Genomic DNA, 21,740 nt, shown 5'->3' on the forward strand with positions numbered 1-21,740 from the left:
ACCATCCTCTAGAAGGCTATTCGTCATCTCTCATTTTGATCAACTAAGAAAGTGCATGGCTCACTCCTGCCAGGCATTTTCAGTTCCTTCTATAAATCTTCCATCCTTCATGATTGGCACAATGCCGGAAACATTTAACTGACTGCAATACCTCACATCTTCCTCATAGCCTCGTTCACGCAATTCACGTCCGCTGCCGGAATCCCAAACCAATTCTTTTAATCGATTTTCTGAACTAGTAAAAGCTCCTGCGCATACCTCAGCTTCCGGAGATTTCCCACCACTCAGCTTTGCAAGGATTGCACCAGCACCTAAATAATCCTCAATCGACGGCCTGAGTCGATCTTCATTTTCACGAGCGTCATTCCACATTTCCCCGCATGGCACGACTGTGATGGCTGCTCCTGTTTCCTGCTGTAGCTTATCCGCCAGCACTGCAACAGCTGAAGCATTAAGCAGTGACCCTATCAATAGTGCAGGCACCTTGGAAGCAATCCACGAACAATAAGCACCATTAAGCGAAGACAATACATAACGCTGATTGCGATGCTCCTCATTAAATGTCACCGGTGACAAGGTGGGTTTTCCTGTTCTAGCTGCTTCTGCCCTTCCAAGAATATATTCTGCTCCGATGCTGGCCGCATATTTATTTCCATCGAGCTCTGGAGGATATGGAAAGACCGTTGCCCCCGCGGTTAAAGCAGCGACGATTGTGGACGAAAAGCATAGTACATCGACAATGATGACTATGTCACCCCGCTCTGCTGCTTCCCTCGCCCCACGCCTTCCCCACTCCACCTTACATTCATAACAAGACTGACTGAACATTTACACTCACCTCGCATTTTTCTATGGAAATTAATTATTCTCCGTTTATCTGCCTATTCCTTCTCAGTCTTCAGCCCTATGTTAAAATCTGTCTCAAGCTCATTATAGATTTCTATACCAAGGGATAAAATGGAAATATATTAAGGGGAATTAAAAGATTCTTATTTTCAAGCACAACTACACATTACAAATATAGGTATTTTCATATGAAAATAATTATATTTTTACAAAATCTTAGTTATATTTTCCTATAAAAGTGTGTATAATCTGTCTTTGGGTGCATAAAATAGAAATTTTTTACATTCCTATTTTACGATAATAACGGGGAGGACTTTATGAATTTGTTGAAATTTATTGTTCAGAAAAAAATCTTAGTCAGTTTAATGGTTGTATTAGTTTTATTGATTGGCAGCTTTTCAGTTTTAAAGCTGGATAAAGAGCTCTTTCCATCAATCAAGATGGATGGTGCTTATGTTGAAATCTATGCTGGGGAGATGCCGGCGATTGAAGTCGAAAGAACCATCACAACCCCGCTTGAAAAGAAGATTCTTGGCATCGAAGGCGTAGAGGAAATCCTTTCGAGCAGCAACATCGGGAAAAGCTCCATGCAGCTCACTATTGAACGCGGCCTTGGTGAGGAAGTGTTCAAGGAAGTAGAGTCAGTGGTGAATTCCACGACCTCCGATATAAGCGGTGTCAAAGATGTTATGACTGGACAATTTGGCACTAGCCAGGCATATGACTTTTTCATGGATGTTTCTGGCTCTGATATGGAAAAGATGACAGCCTTCGCTAAGAATATCCTGGAACCAAGGCTGGAGGCTCTTCCTGAAGTACATGATGTCTCACTGTCAGGCAGCCTGGAAAAAGAAGTGACTGTGGAACTGAAGCGTGACGAACTTTTGAGAAATGGACTGGATGCAGCACAGGTAATTGGTGCAATCCAGCAGGCAAACAATGAAGCAACCCTGGGCCAGCTGAACAACGAAACAAACGCTCCTTCCCTTAGATGGAATACACAGCTGGAATCTGTTGAGAATGTTAAAAACCTGCAGGTCCCGGCAGCGAACGGTTTTATTAAATTATCACAGATTGCGGACGTGAATTTACAGCCACTGGAAAGTTCCTCATTCGTCTGGAAAAATGGATCGAAGGATTTCATTTTTGTCCAGGTAGGCAGAGTAGCCGATGCCACTCAAATCGAGATGGCAGAAGCGGTACGTGAGGAAATCAAACAAATCCGCGAAGAAGGATTGGTCAGCGGCGCAGAATTGAATGAAATGGTCGCCCAGGCGGACTATGTCAAGGACTCAATTGATGGAGTGACTAGCAATATCCTGATTGGAGCTGCTATTGCGGTTGCAATCCTGATGCTGTTCTTGAGAAATTTCCGCGCTACAATGATTGTCGGACTTTCGATTCCAACATCCGTGCTGCTCACTTTCGCTTCAATGTGGGTTTTTGGCTACAGCTTCAATATGCTGACACTGATTGGTCTTGGACTTGGAATCGGGATGATGGTCGATTCATCCATCGTTATCCTTGAATCAATTTACCGTAAGAAAGAGCTTGGCATCAAGAATATGGAGGCAGTTATACAGGGAACGAAGGAGGTAGCTACAGCCGTACTGGCTTCGATGCTGACGACGATTGTCGTTTTTGTGCCAATCGGCCTGCTTGGCGGTGAAATGGGCTCCTTCATGATCATCCTATCCGTTGTCGTTGTCATTACTCTGATTAGCTCTGTGATAGTTTCTTTCACTCTGATTCCTTCTCTATCCGAGAAGTTCCTGAAGCTGAAAAAGAAAGAAAAGAACAACAAGGAAGGCCGGCTTGTACGCGGATACAGCAAGATGATTTCCTGGACCATCAAGAAAAAACGCCACAGCTTTGCTGTCATCGGCCTGTTCTTCCTTATGCTCATTGGATCCCTTATGCTGGTAACAAAGATTCCAATGACCATCATGCCAGACATGATGAACCGTTATGCAGAGCTCTTGGTGACCGTCGAACCGGGTTTAAGCCTGGATGAAAAACAGGAAATCGTAAGTGAAATGAACAAAGCATTAGACGGAATTAAAGATGTTGAATCAAACTATGTAATGGATAATGGCAACATGATGTACACCATCATCAACATGACGAAAGGCGATGAGATCACTAGAGAGCAAAAAGAGGTAAATGAAGAAATACTTAAGGCTTTAAGAGCCCTTGAAGAGAAGGTTCCTTTGAAGAGTGCCGCAGCAGCCATGTCTGGTGGCGGTGGTTCCCCTGTTCAAATCAATATCTCTGGCGAAAGCTTTGATGAACTTCAAACAATTGCTGATGGGTTTATAGAAGAGCTTAAATCTATCGAAGGAATTGTTGCGGTCGAAAACTCCATTGAAAGGACATCTGTTGAACAAATCGTCCAACTGAATGAGTCTGAAATTGAAAAAGCGGGTTTGTCCCAGCCGCAGATCAAGCAATTCATTGAGCAGGCCTTTTTACAAATACCTGTGGGTGAACTGAAAATCAATGAGGAAAACATTCCGTTAAATGTGAAGTGGGATGAAGAGATGACAACTAAATCCGCTTTGCTTGACCTGAAAGTCCCAACTCCTTCAGGTGAGAAAAAGCTATCTGAGTTCATCTCATTGAAGAGTGTCGAAAATCCAAACGAAATCTCGCACAAGGATGGTGAACGATATATCTCGATTTCGGCAGATATTGAAGGTAAAGACCTCGGCACCATCAACCGTGAAGTCCAAAAGTTAATGGACAAATATGATGTACCAGAAGGCTACAGCATTGCACCTGCTGGAGACCTCGAGCAACAGCAGGAAATGGTTCAGGATATGGTTCTGATCCTGGCGATTTCAATCTTCCTTGTCTACCTGGTCATGGCCGTCCAGTTCAACCACCTGGGCCACCCGCTGATCGTCATGTCCGTCATTCCGATGACCATCGTAGGCGTCATTCTTGGATTATTCCTGACACAGCAGGAATTAAGCATCATGTCCGGAATGGGCATCATCATGCTGATCGGGATTGTTTTGAATAACGCAATTTTACTGATCGACCGCACGAACCAGCTGCGCAACGAAGGCTACACTGTTCAGGAAGCACTTGTTGAAGCAGGCAAAAACCGCATCCGCCCAATTCTGATGACAACACTGACTACTGTTGGCGGCATGCTTCCATTAGCAATGGCTACAGGAGGATCAGGAAACTACCAGGCGCCAATGGCAACAGCCATCATTGCCGGACTGAGCTTTGCGACGCTGATTACCTTGCTTCTGATCCCGGCTGTATATCATATTTTTACAAGAAGTGCCGAGAAAAGAAGCTGGTTCAGCAGGAAATCTAAGCAAAGCAAAAAAACTATCACAGCTGTTCCAGAGATTTTGAGCTAAACATCAAGGAGGCAAAACGACTAGTACAGCGTTTTGCCTCCTTTTTTCATGTCTGATTTTGGGCGAGTACTTAGACCCCTTTGATCCGCTCTTCAATTTGGGCAATCATTCTTATTAGCTAATCATTAAAAATATAAGTCTGACCGGGTGGTTAGGCACTTCCATTGTTACTGTAATGTTCCTCCTGCCTGGATGTAGCGGGCATTGAATTCCTGCACGAACTGGTTGGTGATGGCTGCGTCATGGATGATCAGCAAGTTTTCATCATTTACATTATTTCCGTTGTTGCTCCAGTTTGTTGATCCCACGATGACTGTTGGATCGCTATCTGTATCGGCGTCGATCAGCATTGTTTTACTGTGCAGCTTGCGTGTCTCTGCGTCTGCATAGACAGGTGCCGGGTTGTTCCATCTTGTGTTAGGGTTATTGACGCTTGTCTGTGAAGCAGTCCGCCCTGTCATATCGACACTTGCAGACCACCACTGGTTCCAGAAGCTCGAGTCGAACAATCCTTTTACATCAAACCCGGTCAGGGTTCCTTCCATGTCATTATAGGACCCCTCCCACTTATTCTTCAATTCATCAGTGAGTGACTGGTCGCTCCAGGCAAAGATCGAAAAGTATGTATTGAAATGGGCTTCATTACGAATCAAATCAACCATTTTCCCGACTGCATTATCCCCCGCTGAAAAATAGATTTCTACCTTTTTCCCATTGATATCGATAACATGTGTTGTATTGTCCGTTTTCCGCGTGCTGAAGTTCGAGGCGACAGGGTCTGGAGTCAATGTATTGGTGCCCCACATCTCATTGAATTCAGTTTCATAGATACCTGCTAACTGTGGCCAGTTGATTTCGACGATTTGGTTCTGGTTGCCATCAAGGATTCCCTGCTCCATGTTTTCATCTGACCCATATAAGCCAGTGACGGTAAAATTCCATGTTCCTGTGAATACCCAGCGGTCATCTACAATCGCGAATTTATTGTGCATCTGGTTTCCAGGACCGTAATAACTTCCCGCTGCTTTCGCCTCGGCATCAACAAACAGGCGGCCAGTCGTCTCACTATTCCCAACAGTGACGGTTACTGAAGCTATATCACTAACACTAGCCGGCAATCCTTTAGCCGTTCTTTTCGCACTGTCTTCCACTGCAAACATTGGCGAGTCTGAGAAAACCACGATATCATCAGCCGTGCCGATTTTCGCATCCTGTCCGCGCACCATTTTTTCCAAGTAAAGTCGCATCGTTTCAAAGCGTTCTGCATAGTGAGGATCTGCTGCGTCCTTGGAATCTGCAATCACGCGCACATCGATACCCTGTGCTGCTTTCTGGATCAGCGTATCAACTACCCGCGGAAGGTTAATTTCATATGTAGCAAAATCTATGCTTTTTGTTGCTGAGTTGAGCCGCTTGATTAAAATATCTTCAAAGTTCACATTATAGTTCGATTCGTTCCCTGCTGAAGCATACTGTGAAAATGCACATTTATTAAAATAAACATTCATAGCGCCTTCTGCTTCGGAAACATTATTCAGGCGCTGGGTCCTGTCATCACATACACTTGGAGCTTCCGAAGGAGTCGATCCGCCGCCAGCATCACCACCAGAACCACTGCCATCCGTACCAGTCGAATTGAATGACTTCGGTGTTCCTAGTCCATCAGCGTAGCTCGCATTGGCAGTTGCCCAGTTCGTGGAATCGAGCCCAGAAACCCCTGGGTCAATTCGTTCCATTGTTGCTTTTGTCGTATTATCGCCTGCATACCAGCTGTCAACCTCGTCGATAACCGCTCCAGATGCATCAATCAATTTAAGGTGTTCAGCAGTATTTCCCAGTGAGCCGCTGTAAACAAGGTCAGCTTGAATTTCTGTAACGGATTGGTCATCTGTTTTTTCGAGTAAAAAATAACTATTGGCAGGAAGAGTGCCGCTTAGCGCAATTGCCGGGGCACCGTCAGCAGCGTTCAGCTGCCAGCCATCAAGCACTACATCAGAAGCTGAATTGTTATAAAGCTCAATCCATTCATCACTGTAGCTTTTATTCGTGCCCATCCAGGCAACTTCACTGATGACCACATTCGGTGTCTCAGCAGCATTCACGGTTGGTGCACTGGTCATGAATGACGGGTAAAGAGTTGAAAACAATAGGATAATTGCTGGTAAAACAGAAATCATTTTCTTCAACTTTGACTACCTCCTCAAATATAAATCCAAGATAATCATAATGTAAAAAAGTTGTCGAAATATGATGAATTTGTAAATTTTGCGAAAAATGATTCTATATGAGGAGTTTAAATTTGTGGGATAAATCACAAAGGAAACTAATGACCTAGCAACCTGCCAGACAGTTTCCAATCAAAAAAGTATCATTCAAAAATGGAATCGTTGCAGCTGTTATTGTTTTACTTTTCTTTGATAAAAATAAATAAAAGTGCCGGTCTGGATGCGAAACACCTGACTGGCACTTATCAATATCAAGCTTTGTTCATCCGCCACCAGGCTGATTTTGGATAATCATCAAGACTAACCGTAAAAGTCTCACCAATTCTTGGTGTGACAATATCAACTCCTGATTCTTCTGCTGCACGGACTGCCCTCTCAACCGGATCATGCCAGGCATGAAGCGACAAAGTGAACGCTCCCCAATGCACAGGAACAAGCAGCTTCCCCTTTACATCTTGATGTGCCTGAACTGTTTCTTCAGGCAACATGTGGATCGCTGCCCAGCGAGCATCATACTGGCCGCATTCCATCAGGGTTAAATCGAATGGGCCATATTTTTCGCCGATTTCTTTAAAATGCGGCCCATATCCGCCATCGCCACTGAAAAAAACTTTTGTCTCCTGACCAATGATCACCCAGGAGCACCAAAGAGTTGCATTCCGGTCAGTAAGACTTCGGCCAGAAAAATGGCGAGCAGGGGTACAGGCAAACTGGAGCCCTGCAAATGAGAGTCCATCCCACCAATCATGCTCCTGGATCATTTCAGGGGAAATTCCCCAGCGCTCCAGATGTGCCCCAACTCCCAGTGGAACAACATAGTTCTTCACCTTGCCCTTAAGCTTCATGATGGAACCATAATCCAAATGATCATAATGGTCATGTGAAAGCACGACCGTATCTACAACTGGGAGTTCCTCTATCTTAAGAGGCAGCTCCCTGCTGTACCGCTGGTTTCTTATCGGGAAAGGAGTGGGCGCTTTTCCGAACATCGGATCGAATAATATGGTTTTGCCCTCTATCTCCAGCAGGAAGGCTGAATGTCCAAACCAAGTGACCTTCGTTGCTGAACCTTTTTGTAATGGCTGTGCGAAAGTTGCCATCGGAAGTGGAGCTCCCGGCCTTCTCTCTGAATTGCCTTTTAAAAAGTCCTGCATCATAGAAATCATCGAGCTTAAGCTCGTATCCCATGATGTTTCAATCTGATTGGCAAACTTTCCGTTCCGATATTGCGGAGACTTCGCGTATATGGATTTTCTTTTTTCCGTATGCTTACCGCCAAAAGCCGGATAGTAATTCAGGATTGCATAATTTGCAATTACAATCACAGCTATGATTATTAGTATATTTAACATGATCTCTACCTCATTAGCGCTGATTGATCATCGGCCTATTTCCTGGATTTTTCCAGAAGGATAGAGTGCTAGTCCTGTCACTTCCTTCTGGGCTACTTGATATATGGCCGATGCTACTACCCTGCCTTCAATTGCTTTGTATTTCTTGAATGGCCCCCCAAAGAGAAAAGGCATTTTAGTAAAAATTGCTGCAGCTGCCCTTTCGCCAAACCTAAATTCATCTCGCTCCCCCAATAACAATGATGGGCGGAAGATGGATGTTGTTTCAAATGGAATCCGCTTGATTTCCTCCTCGAGCTTCCCTTTCATTTTTGAGTAAAAGATTGGGGAGTCAGGATTTGCATTCATCGAGCTCACAAGCAAAAACTTCCTGGCTCCTTTAGAACTGGCCAATTTGGCAATTGCCACAGGGTAGTCTACATCAATCTTCCACATTGCTTCCTTAGTCTTTGCTTTCTTGATTGTTGTTCCAAGACAGCAAAATACATCGTCTACTGCAAATAACCCTATATACTCTTCCAATCGGTCGAAATCAATCACCCTTTCATCTAGCTTAGAGTGTTTGACGTAAAGCGGCCTTCTTACAATTGCCGTCACCTGGTCATATTCCTTCGAATTCAACAAAATCTGTAGCAATTCATTCCCAATTAATCCTGTCGAGCCAGCTATCAAAGCTTTTTTCCCCATAGCCAAGAGACCTCCCTGTAAAATGCCTGCTTTTATTATTTCATATTTGGCCCAGATAGAAAAATCAAGAATAAAAAAAAGGTATTTAAAAAAGGTTTTACAAATAACTAAACTTTGTATAACATATGTATAAGTTATGTATAACTTTTTTCTCATGGAGGATACCTTACGATGCTTGATCATAAATTGTTATTAAACATGCTTTTTTCCGGGTCGCGAAAAGTGATTGAACATCAGGAAGAATTGAATGCAATCAATGTTTTCCCTGTTCCTGACGGAGACACCGGGAGCAATCTGTCCTATCTGATGAGGACTATTCTACAAGACGCTTATATTAGTGATGATCCCTCCGAATCACTCACATCGCTGAAGAAAGCTGCTTTGAGGGGGTCACGGGGAAATTCGGGGATGATTTTTTCCCAGTTCCTGATTCATTTCGCGAACGGATTATCGAACAAGAATATTCATAGCACAAATGATTTCATCTCTGTATGTGAGCTTGCCGCAGGAAAAACGTACGATTCTGTCATGTCACCAGAAGAAGGAACGGTTCTGACTGTCATGAAAGACTGGGTGCTGGCGATGAAGCAATCAACAGCAGCTCACTCGAATGTAATATCTTTGATTGGCGATTCCCTGCCTCAAGTCTATCAATCTCTCGAGAAAACGAAGATAAAGATGGAAAAGATCAGTGGAAGAAATGTTGTGGATTCCGGTGCGAAAGGTTTTGTTTATTTTCTGGAAGGGCTCATGCAGACGCAAAATAAGTCTGAAGAAACGACAAAAAGTCAAATCGCTTCATTCTTTGAGGACCATATTCCATCTAAGGAGGATTTCCTTCCCTATCGCTACTGTACTGAATTTATGATCCATGGAATCTCTGAATCTTTGAAAATAAAAGAAGTGGCAGGAACTCTTGGGGATTCGGTCGTAATCGCAGGGGATGAACAGCAGTTGAAGATCCACTTACATACAAATGAACCTCACGAAGCTGTCGAGCTTCTGTCAGCACTTGGTACTATCAGCTTCCAGAAGGTTGAGGATATGAGGCGCCAATACGAGAGCATCCATGCGAGGAAATCAAAAATCGCGCTTGTCGTCGACTCAGCCTGTGACCTCCCTGAAGAATTCATGGACCACCACCAGATTCATTTGCTGCCGGCTACAATCGAAATGGATCAGTCACCATATCTGGATAAAGTAACAATGAAACCAGAAAATTTCTACAATCGATTGGAAGTTGCTGAAGAAGCACCTAAAACCTCTCAGCCAGGCCTTGAACAAATCATCCAGACATATGAACAACTGGCAAACCATTATGATCATATTTTATCGATACATGTTTCCAAAGAGTTGAGCGGGACGTTTGAATCCTGCATGCTTGCAGCTGCTCAGGTCAACCCAGAAAAAATCACCGTGCTGAATACGAAAACACTCTCAGGTGCTTATGGCTTGCTAATCCATACGGTCGCTGAAAACCTTGACAAAGGAGCGAGCCTGGATGAATTAATTCAATTGACAGATGAATTGACTGCCAAGACAGAAATCCTTGTCAGCGTTCCTACGTTAAAGCATATGATTCGGGGTGGCAGAGTCACTCCTCTGCAAGGCAAAATCGCGACGTTGTTAAAAATGAAGCCAATCGTTTCTGTTGATGAACAAGGCAAATCAAAACTTTACGGAAAGACCCTTTTCCGAAACTCCAACCTAAGAAAAATGTTCAGCATGATTGCCCATCTGGATAAAACGAAGCAAATAACACAATATGTTGTGCTTCACGCAAATGACCCAGAGAAAGCAGCATTGTGTGCAAAAGAAATGAAGAACCTGACAGGGATCGACCCTTTATATACCGCCAATGTATCCCCTGTCATCGGGGCTCATGCAGGCAAGGGATCAGTCAGCGTAGCAATGCTTTTCGACAAATCCAAATATGAAAGGAGTTTTTAAAAATGTGGGACTTATATGTAATCAATATCGGTGCAATTTTTCTATTTATGCTCACGATGTTCATCATTGCCCAATTAATAAAGGATAACTCGATTGTCGATATCGGCTGGGGGCTAGGATTTGTCATCATCGCATTCGTCAGCTATTTCGCATCAGAGGGAGAACATTCCCTAAGACAAACCATTGTTTTAACTCTAGTCTCTTTATGGGGAATCCGCCTCTTCCTTCACCTGCTCATCCGCTCCATCGGCAGAGGAGAGGATTTCCGATATGCCAATTTCCGTAAGCAATGGGGCAAAAACGTCAGGATTATTGCTTTTTTCAGAGTCTTTATGATGCAGGGAGCCATCATGCTGCTCCTTGCTTATCCTATTATTCTGGTGAATGTCGCCGAGTCAAGAGGCTTTGACATTTTCGCAGTGCTTGGACTGATTGTGTGGGTAATCGGTTTCCTATTCCAGAGCGTTGGAGATTACCAACTAGAACACTTTAAGAAGAGAAAGAAACATAAAGAAGAGATTTTAAAATCAGGACTATGGCGCTACAGCAGGCATCCGAACTACTTTGGAGAAGCGGCGATGTGGTGGGGTGTCTACCTGATTGTCATTGGGGCACAGAACGGCTGGACCGCATTCTTCAGTGCAGCGTTCATTAATCTATTGCTATTAAAGGTTTCCGGAGTTCCATTTTTGGATAAAAGATATGCCGGGAACGAGGAATACCAGATTTACAAGCAGGAAACGAATCTTTTCATCCCGTGGTTCCCAAAAAAAGTTAACTCCTGATTATTCAAAGCCTGCCTATAAAATTATGGGCAGGCTCTTTACTATTCACTCGACAAATCTCCTGGCAGTGAAAAAGCTTAACAATGAAGAAATTCCACAGATGAAAGTTCCCCACATCAAGTCAATAGCTGTGATCATCAGCGGCCAATCGCGTATGGTCGCCTGATTCGTCAAGTCATATGTGGCATAACAGACAAGACCAAAAAAAGCGCCATTTTTCACAGCTGTCTTCCAGCTATCTCCCTGTATCGCAGGTTTTACAGCAAAGTATACAAGTCCGGCGATGAACAAAATATAGAACAAAGCGGCTGCAATCCAGTTCACCTCTGGAGCGAGCAAATGACCAATCTGTTCTTTGTAGAGGCTTGGTGAAATCAACCCGAGCCAAACACTGTCAAGTACCAGAAAAATCAAAAAGGTAATGCCGTAGATTTTCATACGATCAAGTCTCCTTCCCGTTTGGCTCTATTATATTAAACACAAGGTTCTTCCTTGAAATCTGGATGTGTGCAGATGTGTTTTTTTGAACGTTCGCTAGAACTAGGCCCTCCTGCATCATCACTCCTGAACTTAGAAAGAGCCTGATATCGTATCAGGCTCTTTTAAGCATTATTCAATCTAACTTTCTTTTTGCAGTTGCGTTCTTCTTGCAGCAATGATCAAATCTTCTACCGGAGATACACGTCCGAGTTCATCTTTATGGACAATATGCTTCCGTTCAAATTGCGTGGGGCTATCGATACCGGCTGCGGCTGCCAGATTGTAAAGTCCCTCACGCAGTGAAATGATATAGTTGGCGACCCGGTACATCTTCTCATCGACGACCAGTCCGTCCTGAAGCTTCTTATCAGTGGTCGCTACACCTGCAGGGCATGTATTCGAGTGGCATACCTGGGCCATGATGCAGCCGACGCTGATCATCATCCCGCGTGCGATATTCACAAGATCGGCTCCCATAGCCAGGGCGATGGCGATTTTATCAGGAGTAATCAGTTTTCCTGATGCAATCAGCTTCACTCTATCTCTGATTCCGTACTGGCGGAGCATTTCGTCCACTACCGGAAGCGCTGAGTTGATGGGAAGTCCAACTGTGTCAGCCAGCTCCTGATAGGTTGCTCCAGTGCCGCCTTCTCCACCGTCTACAGTAATGAAGTCAGGGCCTTTCCCGCTTTCCTTCATGTAAGAAATCATATTTTCAAGCGCGGCCATATCACCGACGACAATCTTGATTCCTACTGGCTTGCCGCCAACCGAGCGTAATTCCTCGATCCAGTCAAACATCGAAGCGACATCGCTGAATTCATAAAATCGGTTTGGACTGTTAATCGTCTTCCCGACTTCCACCAGCCTGATTTGGGCGATTTCCTCAGTGACCTTCTCCCCTTCAACATGGCCTCCACGCGTTTTCGCTCCCTGGGCAAGCTTGATTTCAAAAGCTTTCACCTGGGGCATTTCGCTTTTCTTTTTGAACTCTTCCCATGAGAATTCGCCGTTTGGCTTACGCACACCAAACAAGTCTGGTCCGATTTGCATCATGATATCCGGATTTCCAGCGAGATGGTGTTCAGACAATCCGCCTTCACCTGAATTCATCCACGTTCCGCCTGCCAGTCCGAGGCCTTTTGACATCGCCTGGATCGCTTTTTCCCCAAGTGCACCATAACTCATCGCTGACTGGCCTACCTGGCCTTTCACACGAAAAGGATAGCGGCAGGTGTGCTCGCCAAGCACGACGGCATCATCATCCTGTAAATAATATGGATCTGCCAGTTTTTCCTCGTTATGCTCTTTCCTTGTAAAAAGACCCTCGCCATCAATTTTGTATACTCTTGTTTTAATTTTTTCCGCGTTATCGACCTTCATTTCATCAGTCAGTTTAGGAAAAAGTGTATTTCGGATGTAAAAGCCTTCAGCCTCAAAGTCCTTTAATGACCCAAAACCTATTAATCTTTCCTTATACTTGCCAGCCTTTACGACATCCTGGTATTCCTTGCGTGAAAAAGGCTTCCCCTCATTATCACCATCGAATAAATATTGCCTTAACTCTGGACCAATATGCTCGGTGAAATAACGAACCTTTCCAAGCACAGGGAAATTCCTTAAAATAGAATGCTGCTGCTGGTTATCGTCTTTAATGTATAAATAGATAAATAGAAGGACCGGCACCAGGATAATCAAAGCTATGAAAATAAACAAGCCGATCACTAGATAATCCGTCAATCCCATTGAAATCCTCCTTTCCTATAATGAAGATAATGCTTTTGTGATGACTGTATCTCCTTCTGCTACCTCGTAAGTCTTGTTAAAAGTTGCCTCGTTCTCGACCGACATGACCAGTACCTCCGCGATGTCTTCGTGTGAAATTTCGAGCTCATTTGAATCCAATGTTTCACCGGCAAATATTTTTCCAGTACCAGGTTTGTCTGTAAATGCTCCCGGCTGCACGATGGTATATGTTAAATTTGATTGCCGCAGTAACTCATCGGGCATCTCTTTAGCGCCAATTTCCCGGCTGTCATCTCCTGCGGCTTCATTGGCCATGATGGCGCTCATCATCACAAACCGCTTGACGCCCTGCTTCTCTGCTTCCTTCACTGTCTCAATGACCGACTCATGGTCAACCATTACAGTCCGGCCAGTTTTGGCCTTTGGATTGATGCCAGTTAGATAAATGGCGGCATCATATCCATGAAATAAAGTCGGCAGAATCCTTTCTTCATATAGAACTACTTCGGTAGCTCCTCTCTTTTTCAGCAGGTCGATTTGATTCTCATCGCTGACGACTGCGCAGGACGTATACCCATTTTCCACCAGCTTGCTGACGACAAACTCCCCGACGCTGCTATTTGCACCAATCACGATTACCTTCATTACATTCCCTCCTTTGTAAAAAAGAGAAACAGATTCACTCCGTTTCTCTTTTTTTATCATTCTATGATTAAACCATTCGATTCCAGTGGCGGTGTTCGGCGATTGCATCAATGAACTTCTGGCTGTCTCCTGCCACTTCTTTGCTGTTTTCAAACACAACCACACCTGGCACATCCTCTGGCGTTATGCCTGCTGCAGCCAATAATTCTGCTGCTTCTTTTCCCACACCAACTGCTTTCAAATGGCTGAATGCCTCATCGACAAAGTAGACTGCTTCTTTTTTCTGCTTCAGGCTGTCCACGCTTTGCTGTCCTCCGGCAATATATAATGCGTCAAACAAGACAGAGCTGCCGGTCAGCAAGGTATGCTGTACTTCAAGCTCAGTTCCATCATCACCCTTGATCAACCCTAGCTGCTTGCTGACGATTTCAGCGGTGATGCCGCTCTTTTTCAGCATGTCCATCAAACCGGAAACTTCCGCTCCATAGAAGCCATTATCAGCAAGGATGGCGACCTTTCTTGTATTCGGCAGCTTCGCTGTATTCATCTGGCTCAATGCTGGCGAAGTCATCGTCACTTCTGCCGGTTTACTTGTCGGCTTTTTAGCGCCTAAGCTTTCGGCTACTTGCTCAGCAAGGAAGGTATCAATATTGCCAAGCATCTCAACAACCTGCTGCTGCACATCCTTACTCTTCACTTTACCAAGCTCAAAACTGAAGGCCTCAATCATATGCTGCTTTTCCACATCGGACATGCTGTTCCAGAAAAGGATAGCCTGGGAATAATGGTCATTGAAGCTGTCACTGCGTGCTTGTACCTTTCTGCCTTCGACTTTTTCCTGATGGTGCTCATACCCGCCTTCGCTTGCAGAAACAGGTTTTGGATCGTTATTTTGCATAGAGTTTTGATGATAAGCAACCTGCCCACGGTCAATCGTCATCCGATGCATCCCATCTCGCTGGTTATTATGGAACGGGCATACCGGTCTGTTGATCGGAATCTCATGAAAGTTCGGGCCGCCCAGACGTGACAGTTGGGTATCGGTATAAGAGAACAAACGCCCTTGAAGGAGTGGATCATTTGAAAAATCGATTCCCGGTACAACGTGTCCAGGATGGAATGCTACCTGTTCTGTCTCCGCAAAGTAATTAGTCACATTCTGGTTCAGCGTCATTTTACCAATGATTTTGACTGGTACCAATTCCTCCGGCCAGACTTTTGTAGGGTCCAAAACATCGAAATCGAATTTGAATTCATCTTCCTCGTCAATCATCTGTACGCCGAGTTCATATTCAGGAAAGTTCCCCATTTCGATCGCATCAAAAAGGTCTCGGCGATGGAAGTCCGGATCCTTCCCGGCAAGCTTTTGCGCCTCATCCCAAACTAACGAATGTACCCCAAGTACTGGTTTCCAGTGAAATTTTATAAATCGGGCCTTGCCCTGTTCATTGACAAACCTGAATGTGTGCACACCAAAGCCTTCCATCATCCTGAAGCTGCGCGGAATAGCCCGGTCTGAGATATGCCACATGATCATGTGGGCAGACTCCGTATTATTCGCAATAAAATCCCAGAATGTATCATGTGCTGACTGTGCCTGCGGGATTTCATTATGCGGCTCAGGCTTGACTGCATGGATCAAATCAGGGAATTTGATCGCGTCCTGTATGAAGAAAACGGGGATGTTGTTACCTACCAGATCGTAATTCCCCTCTTCTGTATAAAATTTAGTCGAAAAACCGCGGACATCACGAACGGTATCACCCGAACCACGGGAACCCGCTACCGTTGAAAAACGTACAAAGACCGGAGTCGTTTTGCTTGGATCCTGCAGGAATCCTGCTTTCGTATATTCCGCCATTGGCTCGTATACCTGGAAATGACCATGCGCTGCAAAACCCCTAGCGTGCACAACACGCTCTGGAATTCGCTCATGATCAAAGTGGGTCATCTTTTCACGAAAATGGAAATCCTCCATCAAGGTAGGACCACGGACTCCCGCCTTCAAGGAATGTTCATCTTCAGAAACACGAAGCCCCTGGTTAGTCGTCATTGCTTCACCGTCATGCCCAGACCTGAATTGTTCAAGCTGCTGATCCTTTGAGTTCTCATTTACAGATTGATGCTTCTCGTCTTTCCTCACTGAGTCATTCCTCCAATACTTGATGTGGGAGCATGTGAACAAATATGTAATCACTCTCACGTTGTCTTTGTAATTCGCCAAAATAGGCCATGCCCCTATATGGACGTATACCACGAGCTAAAGCCCGCTAAACGGTTAGTTAGCGGGCTTGCTTTTTACAAATTTTTATTCAAGTATTCTTTCGCTTCCTCTGGAGAGGCAAATGGTTTTATTAAGGTAATCTGCTTGCTGTCATTCGCTACAGCCAGGAACCCATCCGCAACCTGGATAATATCCGCAGACGCATTCTCTTGTCCTTCAATCTTAACAGTGTCGGCAATTGTTGCCTGACCCTTATCTACCCATGTCTGGACCTCAACAGCGTAGGCATCATAATCCATTCCTTCGTAGAACCTCTCCTGCAGGTAATCCGTTGTCACCGGATCCTCCTCAGTCTTCACTTCAGTTTCCGGTGGACCCTCCTGACCGATCTCACTATCATCAACGCTGCATCCAGCCAGAATACCAGCCGCTGCTAAAGATATAAGTAGTTTTTTCATAAGATCCTCCTTGTCTTAAGATTCTCTTACAATACTCATACCCCATTAAGCTAGCGGAAAAAGTTTTTCAAGGAATTTGGATGGAATTGGCAAACTTGCAGTTGTCACCTCTAACTGGTATTAAACTCCTTCAACTGGTATTAAATCTCTTCCAACCGGGAATAAAAATCCTACAACCGGTAATAAATTCATCCCAATCGGGAATAAAACTCCTGCAACCGGGATTATAATTCCCTCAGCCAGGAATACACTATCGAATAACAGTTTTTTTTACAAGAAGCTAACGATTTATGGACAATAAAAAACAGGATTCCAAGGAATCCTGCTGTACCTGTTTATGTTCACTCTGGTGCTGTGAAAGAGCGTTGTGCGAGTTCGTTTTCGAGCATGAAGAATGCGTTGCTGTCCTTGTCAATGCGGCGCAGCTTTTGGATTAGGCTGTCAAACAGGGCTTCTTCTTCAACCTGTTCTTCAATGAACCATTTCAGGAATGTCATCGTTGCGTGTTCGCGCTCATCAAGTGCGATATCCGCAAGGTTATAGATGCGGCGCGTCACTTCCTTCTCGTGGCCAAGTCCTTTTTCGAAAACATCAAGAACAGACTCGAAATCGTTTGATGGAGCGTGGAATCCATCGAATGTCACGCGCTCACCCATATCATTAATGAAATTGTAGAATTTCATCGCATGGAATCGTTCTTCTTCAGCTTGCACCAAAAAGAAGTTTGCAAAACCATCAAGATTCTCCGCTGAGCAATACGCAGCCATTGCCATGTACGCGTGCGCAGAATAAAACTCATAATTCATTTGTTCGACCAAACCATTTACCAACTTATCGCTGATCATTGTATTCCTCCTCAATCCATGCAGCTTTTGTCTTTTTACGCTAACATATTTATTTTGCCTTCCTTATCGAATTTTACCCTTTTACACTCCTTAAAACCATTGTTTCACGATAATCCTTTTAAAAAAACAAAAAGGACAGTCCCTGAAGCCCATCATTAGGTCTCCTGAACTGTCCCTCTCTCATTAAAATAACTCTAATAAAAGATCCCAAAAGCCTTTCTTTTTCTCAGGCTTTGCTTTCTTTGTCTCTTGTTTCTTTTTTTCAATGGCTTCTGTTTTGATCACGAATTGTACGGAAGTCACCTTCTCATTTTTTGCGGAAACAAAGGATACTGGTTCAAAGTCCGATTTATCATATTCCTTGATCATCTCATTGATTTCCTGCTGCATTTGCTCAGGCAGATTCTTCGTTTCCTGATGCAATTCACTAGTTCCGTTATGGAGTTCACCGACTCCTTTATTTAAGTCGCTTGTTCCGCCTGTCAATCCGGAAATCCCTGAATGCAGCTGCGAATATGAAGAAGATAACTCACTTACTCCTTTTGTATAGCTAACCAATCCGGAATGGAACTGTCCGTAATTGGAGGACAATGTCGAGAGACCTTTCTGCAGTTCGCCAAGTGCACCCATATCCATTTCCTCGAGGGAAGCGGACAGTTCGTTAGCAATTGTTGTAAGGTTCCCACTCATTTCTTTTACAGATCCACTGACCTGGTTCAAAGTAGGGTCCACAGCTGCAAAAGCTTGTTGTACTTTTGCATATGTCACTTTCACTTCTTGAGCAGCACCATAGGTCTCCAACAGTTTATTGACTACAGTCTCATTCGCTCCGCTTTTCTTCAAGGCAAAAATATCATCCTCTGAAAGCTGATGCTCCGGTATTCCCTTAATCGCCCCATCTAACGCACGAAATGCCACTGAGTAATTTTCACGTAACTCTGACAGCCCATCTGCTGCTTGATTCAGTCCATTCGCTAATTGTGTGAGTCCTCCAGGCAATTCACTCAGGCTCGACATATCCATCTCAGCAGAACCCTGAGATAGGGATGAATTGATTTTTTTCAATGCATCGCCAATGGAGCTGGATGCCCCTACTATTTCAGATGAAGAGCCGTCCAGCTGGCTGATACCGTTTTTATATTGCCCGGAACCATCACGAAGGCTTACTGCACCACTGTTCAATTGGGACACACCTTTTTTCAAGTCAGCCACACCATTATTCAATTCACTGATTGCATCAGACAATGCCGACATGTCATCCGTCATATTTTCCATTTCTGAAGTATCGATCGGAAGAGTGGAAGGAACCGCTGCAATGTCGATGCCGCTGAATTCAAAGTCCTTAACTTCCGCTTCCGCACTAAGGCTTTCCTCTTGCCCAGGCATGACAGTGAAAGTAATTTGCTTGTTCTTTCCTGCGTTCGCAACCATGCCGCCAGTTGCTTCTATATTCTGATAGCTATTAGAGAGCATGAATGAAATTTGCAATAAGTAATTTTCAAAATAAACAGCATCTGCCTTTTCATTGGCAGCAGTATTAATCTTGATTTCTACATGTCCTTCTTTTCCCGCAAGCTCAGACGCTTCAACCTCACGCCCATCAAGCAGATAGGAAATCTCTATATTCCATGGCAATTCTGTATTGTCTTCCATGTTTCCTTGATAATAAAACTTTCCTTCTGGGGCATGTATTTGGACAGTCTTCCCGTTCTGATCAAGTTCGGACAGATCAGTCAGGTTCTTGACGCTGCTGTACTTCCCATAATCAAGAATTTCTCCCGCCTTCGCTACCTCCAAAGTATTGACGACGTAAATGTCATCGAGTTCTCCATTTGATTTTAATGTAGCGTATACGACTTCATCCTTAGAGGTGATCTTCCCTTCTGCTTCTGCCGCAGCTCCATGACTAAGAAATGAAGGCAAGAAGATCATCAATCCGAGCGCAGCAAATAGTATTTGTTTAGTTCTCATCATCATTTCTCCTCGTAAAAATTTGCTTTATAGGTCGTCTTTTTAATGAATTTATCGAATACGAGCAGCATAGCCGGTAATAAGAACACGACCATCACAAAGGCAAGCAATGCCCCCCTGCCTAATAATAAGCCGATGGATCCAACTATCGGGTTGGAAGACGTCATCCATAAAATAAACCCAACACTCGATAAGATCGCTGCAGATATTGAGATGGAGAACGTTTTTTCATCCAAAGTTTTCATGATTGCTTTTTTAGCGGACATTTCCCGGCGATTATGCTGATAAGCTTCCGTCAGCAAAATCGCATAGTCCACTGTTGCCGCCAGCTGTACCGTACTGATGATTAAGTATCCGACAAACACAAGTGGTGAACTCGTAAAATATGGAATCGAAAGATTGATCCAGACTGCTGATTGAATCGTAATCAGCAATACCAGCGGAATTGAAATCGATTTAAAGGTTGCCAGCAACACAATTGCAATCGTTACGACCGTCAAAACGTTCACGACGATATTATCCTTGTTGACGACATTCTTGATATCGTACAGTGTTACGCTTTCCCCTAAGCTCAGTGCCTTGTCGCCATAATATCTCTCAGCAGCTTTATTTACCTTCTGGACGATTGAAAAAGGAATATCTCCTTCTGTACCCTGATTTGTATTAATGATAATACGGCTGTAATTTTCAGAATAAAACTCTTTCGTAATCGATTCATCCAGGTACTCAGGCGGAATGACCAATCCTACCATATTCACATAGGCAATCACACTTGTGACGTAATTCAGATTCTCCAGCTCCTGGACGAGCTCCGTTTCCTTTGCCCGATCACCTTTAGGAACCAAAAGAACAATCGGAGTCGTTTCTCCGAACTCTTCTTTAATCTCGATAAAATCACTGCCTGCACGCGTTGTTTCCGGCTGTTCGCCAAGTCCGTACGTAAATGCAGTATTGCTTTGTGCCAAAAAGCTCGGAACAAGGATCGCAAAAACAAGAAGTAAGCTTGGAATCTTTAATTTAGCCACAAAATTCCCGATTCCGGTAAAGCTGGGAACAAAGTTTTTATGCTGTGTTTTGTCCATCCATTTATAGAAAAGTAAAGTGAATGCCGGTAAAAACACCATGACACTGATAAAGCTTAAAACGATTCCTTTTACCAGGTTGATTCCAAGGTCTGAGCCGATCTCAAATTTCATGAATGTCAGGGCGATGAATCCAAAAAAGGTTGTCGCAGCACTGGCGGTAATCGCCGGGAATGACTTCTTCATCGCAAGCTGCATTGCTTCTTCAGGATTATTCGTCTGCTTCCGGTAATCAGAAAAACTATGAAGCAGGAATACGGCATAATCGAGCGAAACCGCCAGCTGCAGAATCGGAGCGACTGATTGGGTGACGAAGGAAACCTCTCCGATAAAGATGTTCGTTCCGAGGTTGATCAATACCGAAACTCCAATTGCCGTCAGGAAAAACACCGGCTCTATCCATGATGTAGTTGAGACGATGAGAATGAAAATAATGATTGGAACGAGCAAAATGGCTGCATACATAGATTCTGTTCCTGCCATTTTTTGCGAAGAAGCGGTATTGATGGCTTCGCCAGCAATTGCTCCGTCCTCACCTATCAATTCATAAATCGCATCAGTAATTGCAACCTCATCACCAGAACGGACACTGATTGAGAACAATGCATTCCCATCTTTGTAGTAGTTTTCTACCGTTTGTTCATCTGCTATTTCGAGAGGTGTTTTTAAATCCACCACATCATCAAGCCATATGACCTCTCCAACTCCATCTATTGCTGATAACTTTTCCTTATAGGTGAGCGCCTCCTGCAAAGATACGTCCCTGACCATAACCCTCGTATCTGGGACTTCAGCTGTGAACTCTTTTTCCATGACATCCATCGCGGTCGTCGATTGGGCATCTTCAGGCAGATAATCCACCATATTATAGTTAACCGACACAAAAAATTGCGCCACTGTAGAAATCAGTGCAAATAAAACAAACGCTATTACGACAGCTTTCTTATGTTTTATGATTTTTTCAGCAATGCTTATCATTCTTCAACCTCACTTGAGTCTTTTGCCATTACACTTTATCATTATATAAACACCGTGTTGCCTATTCAACAAACAGTTGTGTACATAAC

Annotated in this window: 15 protein-coding genes; 3 read left to right on the forward strand and 12 right to left on the reverse strand. The window is 44.1% G+C overall.

Translation table 11 applies throughout. From position 1 onward, the window contains the following. Nucleotides 1-60 precede the first annotated feature (60 nt). Nucleotides 61-828, reverse strand: coding sequence for a 2-phosphosulfolactate phosphatase (locus TY49_RS19945; protein WP_041967665.1), 768 nt, complete (start codon nt 826-828; stop codon nt 61-63). Between the two features lie 335 nt (nt 829-1,163). Between TY49_RS19945 and TY49_RS19950 the strand changes: the two genes are divergently transcribed. Beyond that, nucleotides 1,164-4,223 (forward strand): efflux RND transporter permease subunit, encoded by a 3,060-nt coding sequence (locus TY49_RS19950; protein ID WP_041967666.1) that lies wholly within the window; start codon nt 1,164-1,166, stop codon nt 4,221-4,223. Between the two features lie 167 nt (nt 4,224-4,390). Here the strand turns inward: TY49_RS19950 and TY49_RS19955 are convergent, their stop codons facing one another. The 3 genes from TY49_RS19955 to TY49_RS19965 all read right to left on the reverse strand — a co-directional run bounded on the left by TY49_RS19955 (nt 4,391) and on the right by TY49_RS19965 (nt 8,487). Continuing rightward, nucleotides 4,391-6,400: a phospholipase D-like domain-containing protein gene (locus TY49_RS19955; RefSeq protein WP_084135556.1), complete on the reverse strand. Its 2,010-nt coding sequence runs from the start codon at nt 6,398-6,400 to the stop codon at nt 4,391-4,393. 299 nt (nt 6,401-6,699) lie between these two features. Then, the gene (locus TY49_RS19960) at nt 6,700-7,614 is read right to left on the reverse strand and encodes an MBL fold metallo-hydrolase (RefSeq protein WP_041967719.1); all 915 of its coding nucleotides are present in this window, start codon (nt 7,612-7,614) and stop codon (nt 6,700-6,702) included. A gap of 213 nt (nt 7,615-7,827) precedes the next feature. Continuing rightward, entirely contained in the window at nt 7,828-8,487 is a 660-nt protein-coding gene (locus tag TY49_RS19965) for an oxidoreductase (protein ID WP_041967668.1), read from the reverse strand. Nucleotides 8,488-8,658: 171 nt separating this feature from the next. Between TY49_RS19965 and TY49_RS19970 the strand changes: the two genes are divergently transcribed. Further along, entirely contained in the window at nt 8,659-10,437 is a 1,779-nt protein-coding gene (locus TY49_RS19970; protein ID WP_041967669.1) for a DegV family protein, read from the forward strand. Between the two features lie 2 nt (nt 10,438-10,439). Then, nucleotides 10,440-11,222 (forward strand): DUF1295 domain-containing protein, encoded by a 783-nt coding sequence (locus TY49_RS19975; RefSeq protein WP_041967670.1) that lies wholly within the window; start codon nt 10,440-10,442, stop codon nt 11,220-11,222. A 45-nt stretch (nt 11,223-11,267) separates the two neighbouring features. Here TY49_RS19975 and TY49_RS19980 read toward each other — a convergent pair whose 3' ends face one another. From TY49_RS19980 to TY49_RS20015, 8 genes are all read right to left on the reverse strand, one after another. Beyond that, nucleotides 11,268-11,660: a DUF2177 family protein gene (locus TY49_RS19980; protein WP_041967671.1), complete on the reverse strand. Its 393-nt coding sequence runs from the start codon at nt 11,658-11,660 to the stop codon at nt 11,268-11,270. Between the two features lie 180 nt (nt 11,661-11,840). After that, entirely contained in the window at nt 11,841-13,448 is a 1,608-nt protein-coding gene (locus tag TY49_RS19985; protein ID WP_041967672.1) for an FMN-binding glutamate synthase family protein, read from the reverse strand. A 15-nt stretch (nt 13,449-13,463) separates the two neighbouring features. Next, a complete protein-coding gene (locus tag TY49_RS19990) occupies nt 13,464-14,093 on the reverse strand; it encodes an NAD(P)H-binding protein (RefSeq protein WP_041967673.1) in 630 nt (209 codons plus the stop codon). Between the two features lie 67 nt (nt 14,094-14,160). Continuing rightward, the gene (locus TY49_RS19995; protein WP_041967674.1) at nt 14,161-16,236 is read right to left on the reverse strand and encodes a catalase; all 2,076 of its coding nucleotides are present in this window, start codon (nt 16,234-16,236) and stop codon (nt 14,161-14,163) included. A 155-nt stretch (nt 16,237-16,391) separates the two neighbouring features. After that, nucleotides 16,392-16,775 carry a hypothetical protein gene (locus tag TY49_RS20000; protein WP_041967675.1) on the reverse strand — a complete coding sequence of 128 codons (384 nt, stop codon included), beginning with the start codon at nt 16,773-16,775 and terminating at the stop codon, nt 16,392-16,394. A gap of 341 nt (nt 16,776-17,116) precedes the next feature. After that, complete coding sequence (locus TY49_RS20005) at nt 17,117-17,620, reverse strand: ferritin (RefSeq protein ID WP_041967676.1); 504 nt, start codon at nt 17,618-17,620, stop codon at nt 17,117-17,119. A 183-nt stretch (nt 17,621-17,803) separates the two neighbouring features. Next, nucleotides 17,804-19,591 (reverse strand): YhgE/Pip domain-containing protein, encoded by a 1,788-nt coding sequence (locus TY49_RS20010; RefSeq protein ID WP_369390507.1) that lies wholly within the window; start codon nt 19,589-19,591, stop codon nt 17,804-17,806. Between the two features lie 2 nt (nt 19,592-19,593). Further along, nucleotides 19,594-21,651, reverse strand: a complete 2,058-nt coding sequence (locus tag TY49_RS20015; protein ID WP_041967678.1) for an efflux RND transporter permease subunit — start codon at nt 21,649-21,651, stop codon at nt 19,594-19,596. Nucleotides 21,652-21,740: the final 89 nt, after the last annotated feature.

This window comes from Mesobacillus selenatarsenatis SF-1, assembly GCF_000813125.1.
Lineage (GTDB): Bacteria > Bacillota > Bacilli > Bacillales > Cytobacillaceae > Mesobacillus > Mesobacillus selenatarsenatis.

Bases quoted from the DNA above. Each gene is read 5' to 3' on its own strand.
- TY49_RS19985 (WP_041967672.1), bottom strand. From the start codon at position 13,448: ATGGGATTGACGGATTATCTAGTGATCGGCTTGTTTATTTTCATAGCT.
- TY49_RS19990 (WP_041967673.1), bottom strand. From the start codon at position 14,093: ATGAAGGTAATCGTGATTGGTGCAAATAGCAGCGTCGGGGAGTTTGTC.
- TY49_RS19960 (WP_041967719.1), bottom strand. From the start codon at position 7,614: ATGATTTCTATGATGCAGGACTTTTTAAAAGGCAATTCAGAGAGAAGG.
- TY49_RS20000 (WP_041967675.1), bottom strand. From the start codon at position 16,775: ATGAAAAAACTACTTATATCTTTAGCAGCGGCTGGTATTCTGGCTGGA.
- TY49_RS19950 (WP_041967666.1), top strand. From the start codon at position 1,164: ATGAATTTGTTGAAATTTATTGTTCAGAAAAAAATCTTAGTCAGTTTA.
- TY49_RS20010 (WP_369390507.1), bottom strand. From the start codon at position 19,591: ATGAGAACTAAACAAATACTATTTGCTGCGCTCGGATTGATGATCTTC.
- TY49_RS20015 (WP_041967678.1), bottom strand. From the start codon at position 21,651: ATGATAAGCATTGCTGAAAAAATCATAAAACATAAGAAAGCTGTCGTA.
- TY49_RS19965 (WP_041967668.1), bottom strand. From the start codon at position 8,487: ATGGGGAAAAAAGCTTTGATAGCTGGCTCGACAGGATTAATTGGGAAT.
- TY49_RS19970 (WP_041967669.1), top strand. From the start codon at position 8,659: ATGCTTGATCATAAATTGTTATTAAACATGCTTTTTTCCGGGTCGCGA.
- TY49_RS20005 (WP_041967676.1), bottom strand. From the start codon at position 17,620: ATGATCAGCGATAAGTTGGTAAATGGTTTGGTCGAACAAATGAATTAT.
- TY49_RS19975 (WP_041967670.1), top strand. From the start codon at position 10,440: ATGTGGGACTTATATGTAATCAATATCGGTGCAATTTTTCTATTTATG.
- TY49_RS19955 (WP_084135556.1), bottom strand. From the start codon at position 6,400: ATGATTTCTGTTTTACCAGCAATTATCCTATTGTTTTCAACTCTTTAC.
- TY49_RS19945 (WP_041967665.1), bottom strand. From the start codon at position 828: ATGTTCAGTCAGTCTTGTTATGAATGTAAGGTGGAGTGGGGAAGGCGT.
- TY49_RS19980 (WP_041967671.1), bottom strand. From the start codon at position 11,660: ATGAAAATCTACGGCATTACCTTTTTGATTTTTCTGGTACTTGACAGT.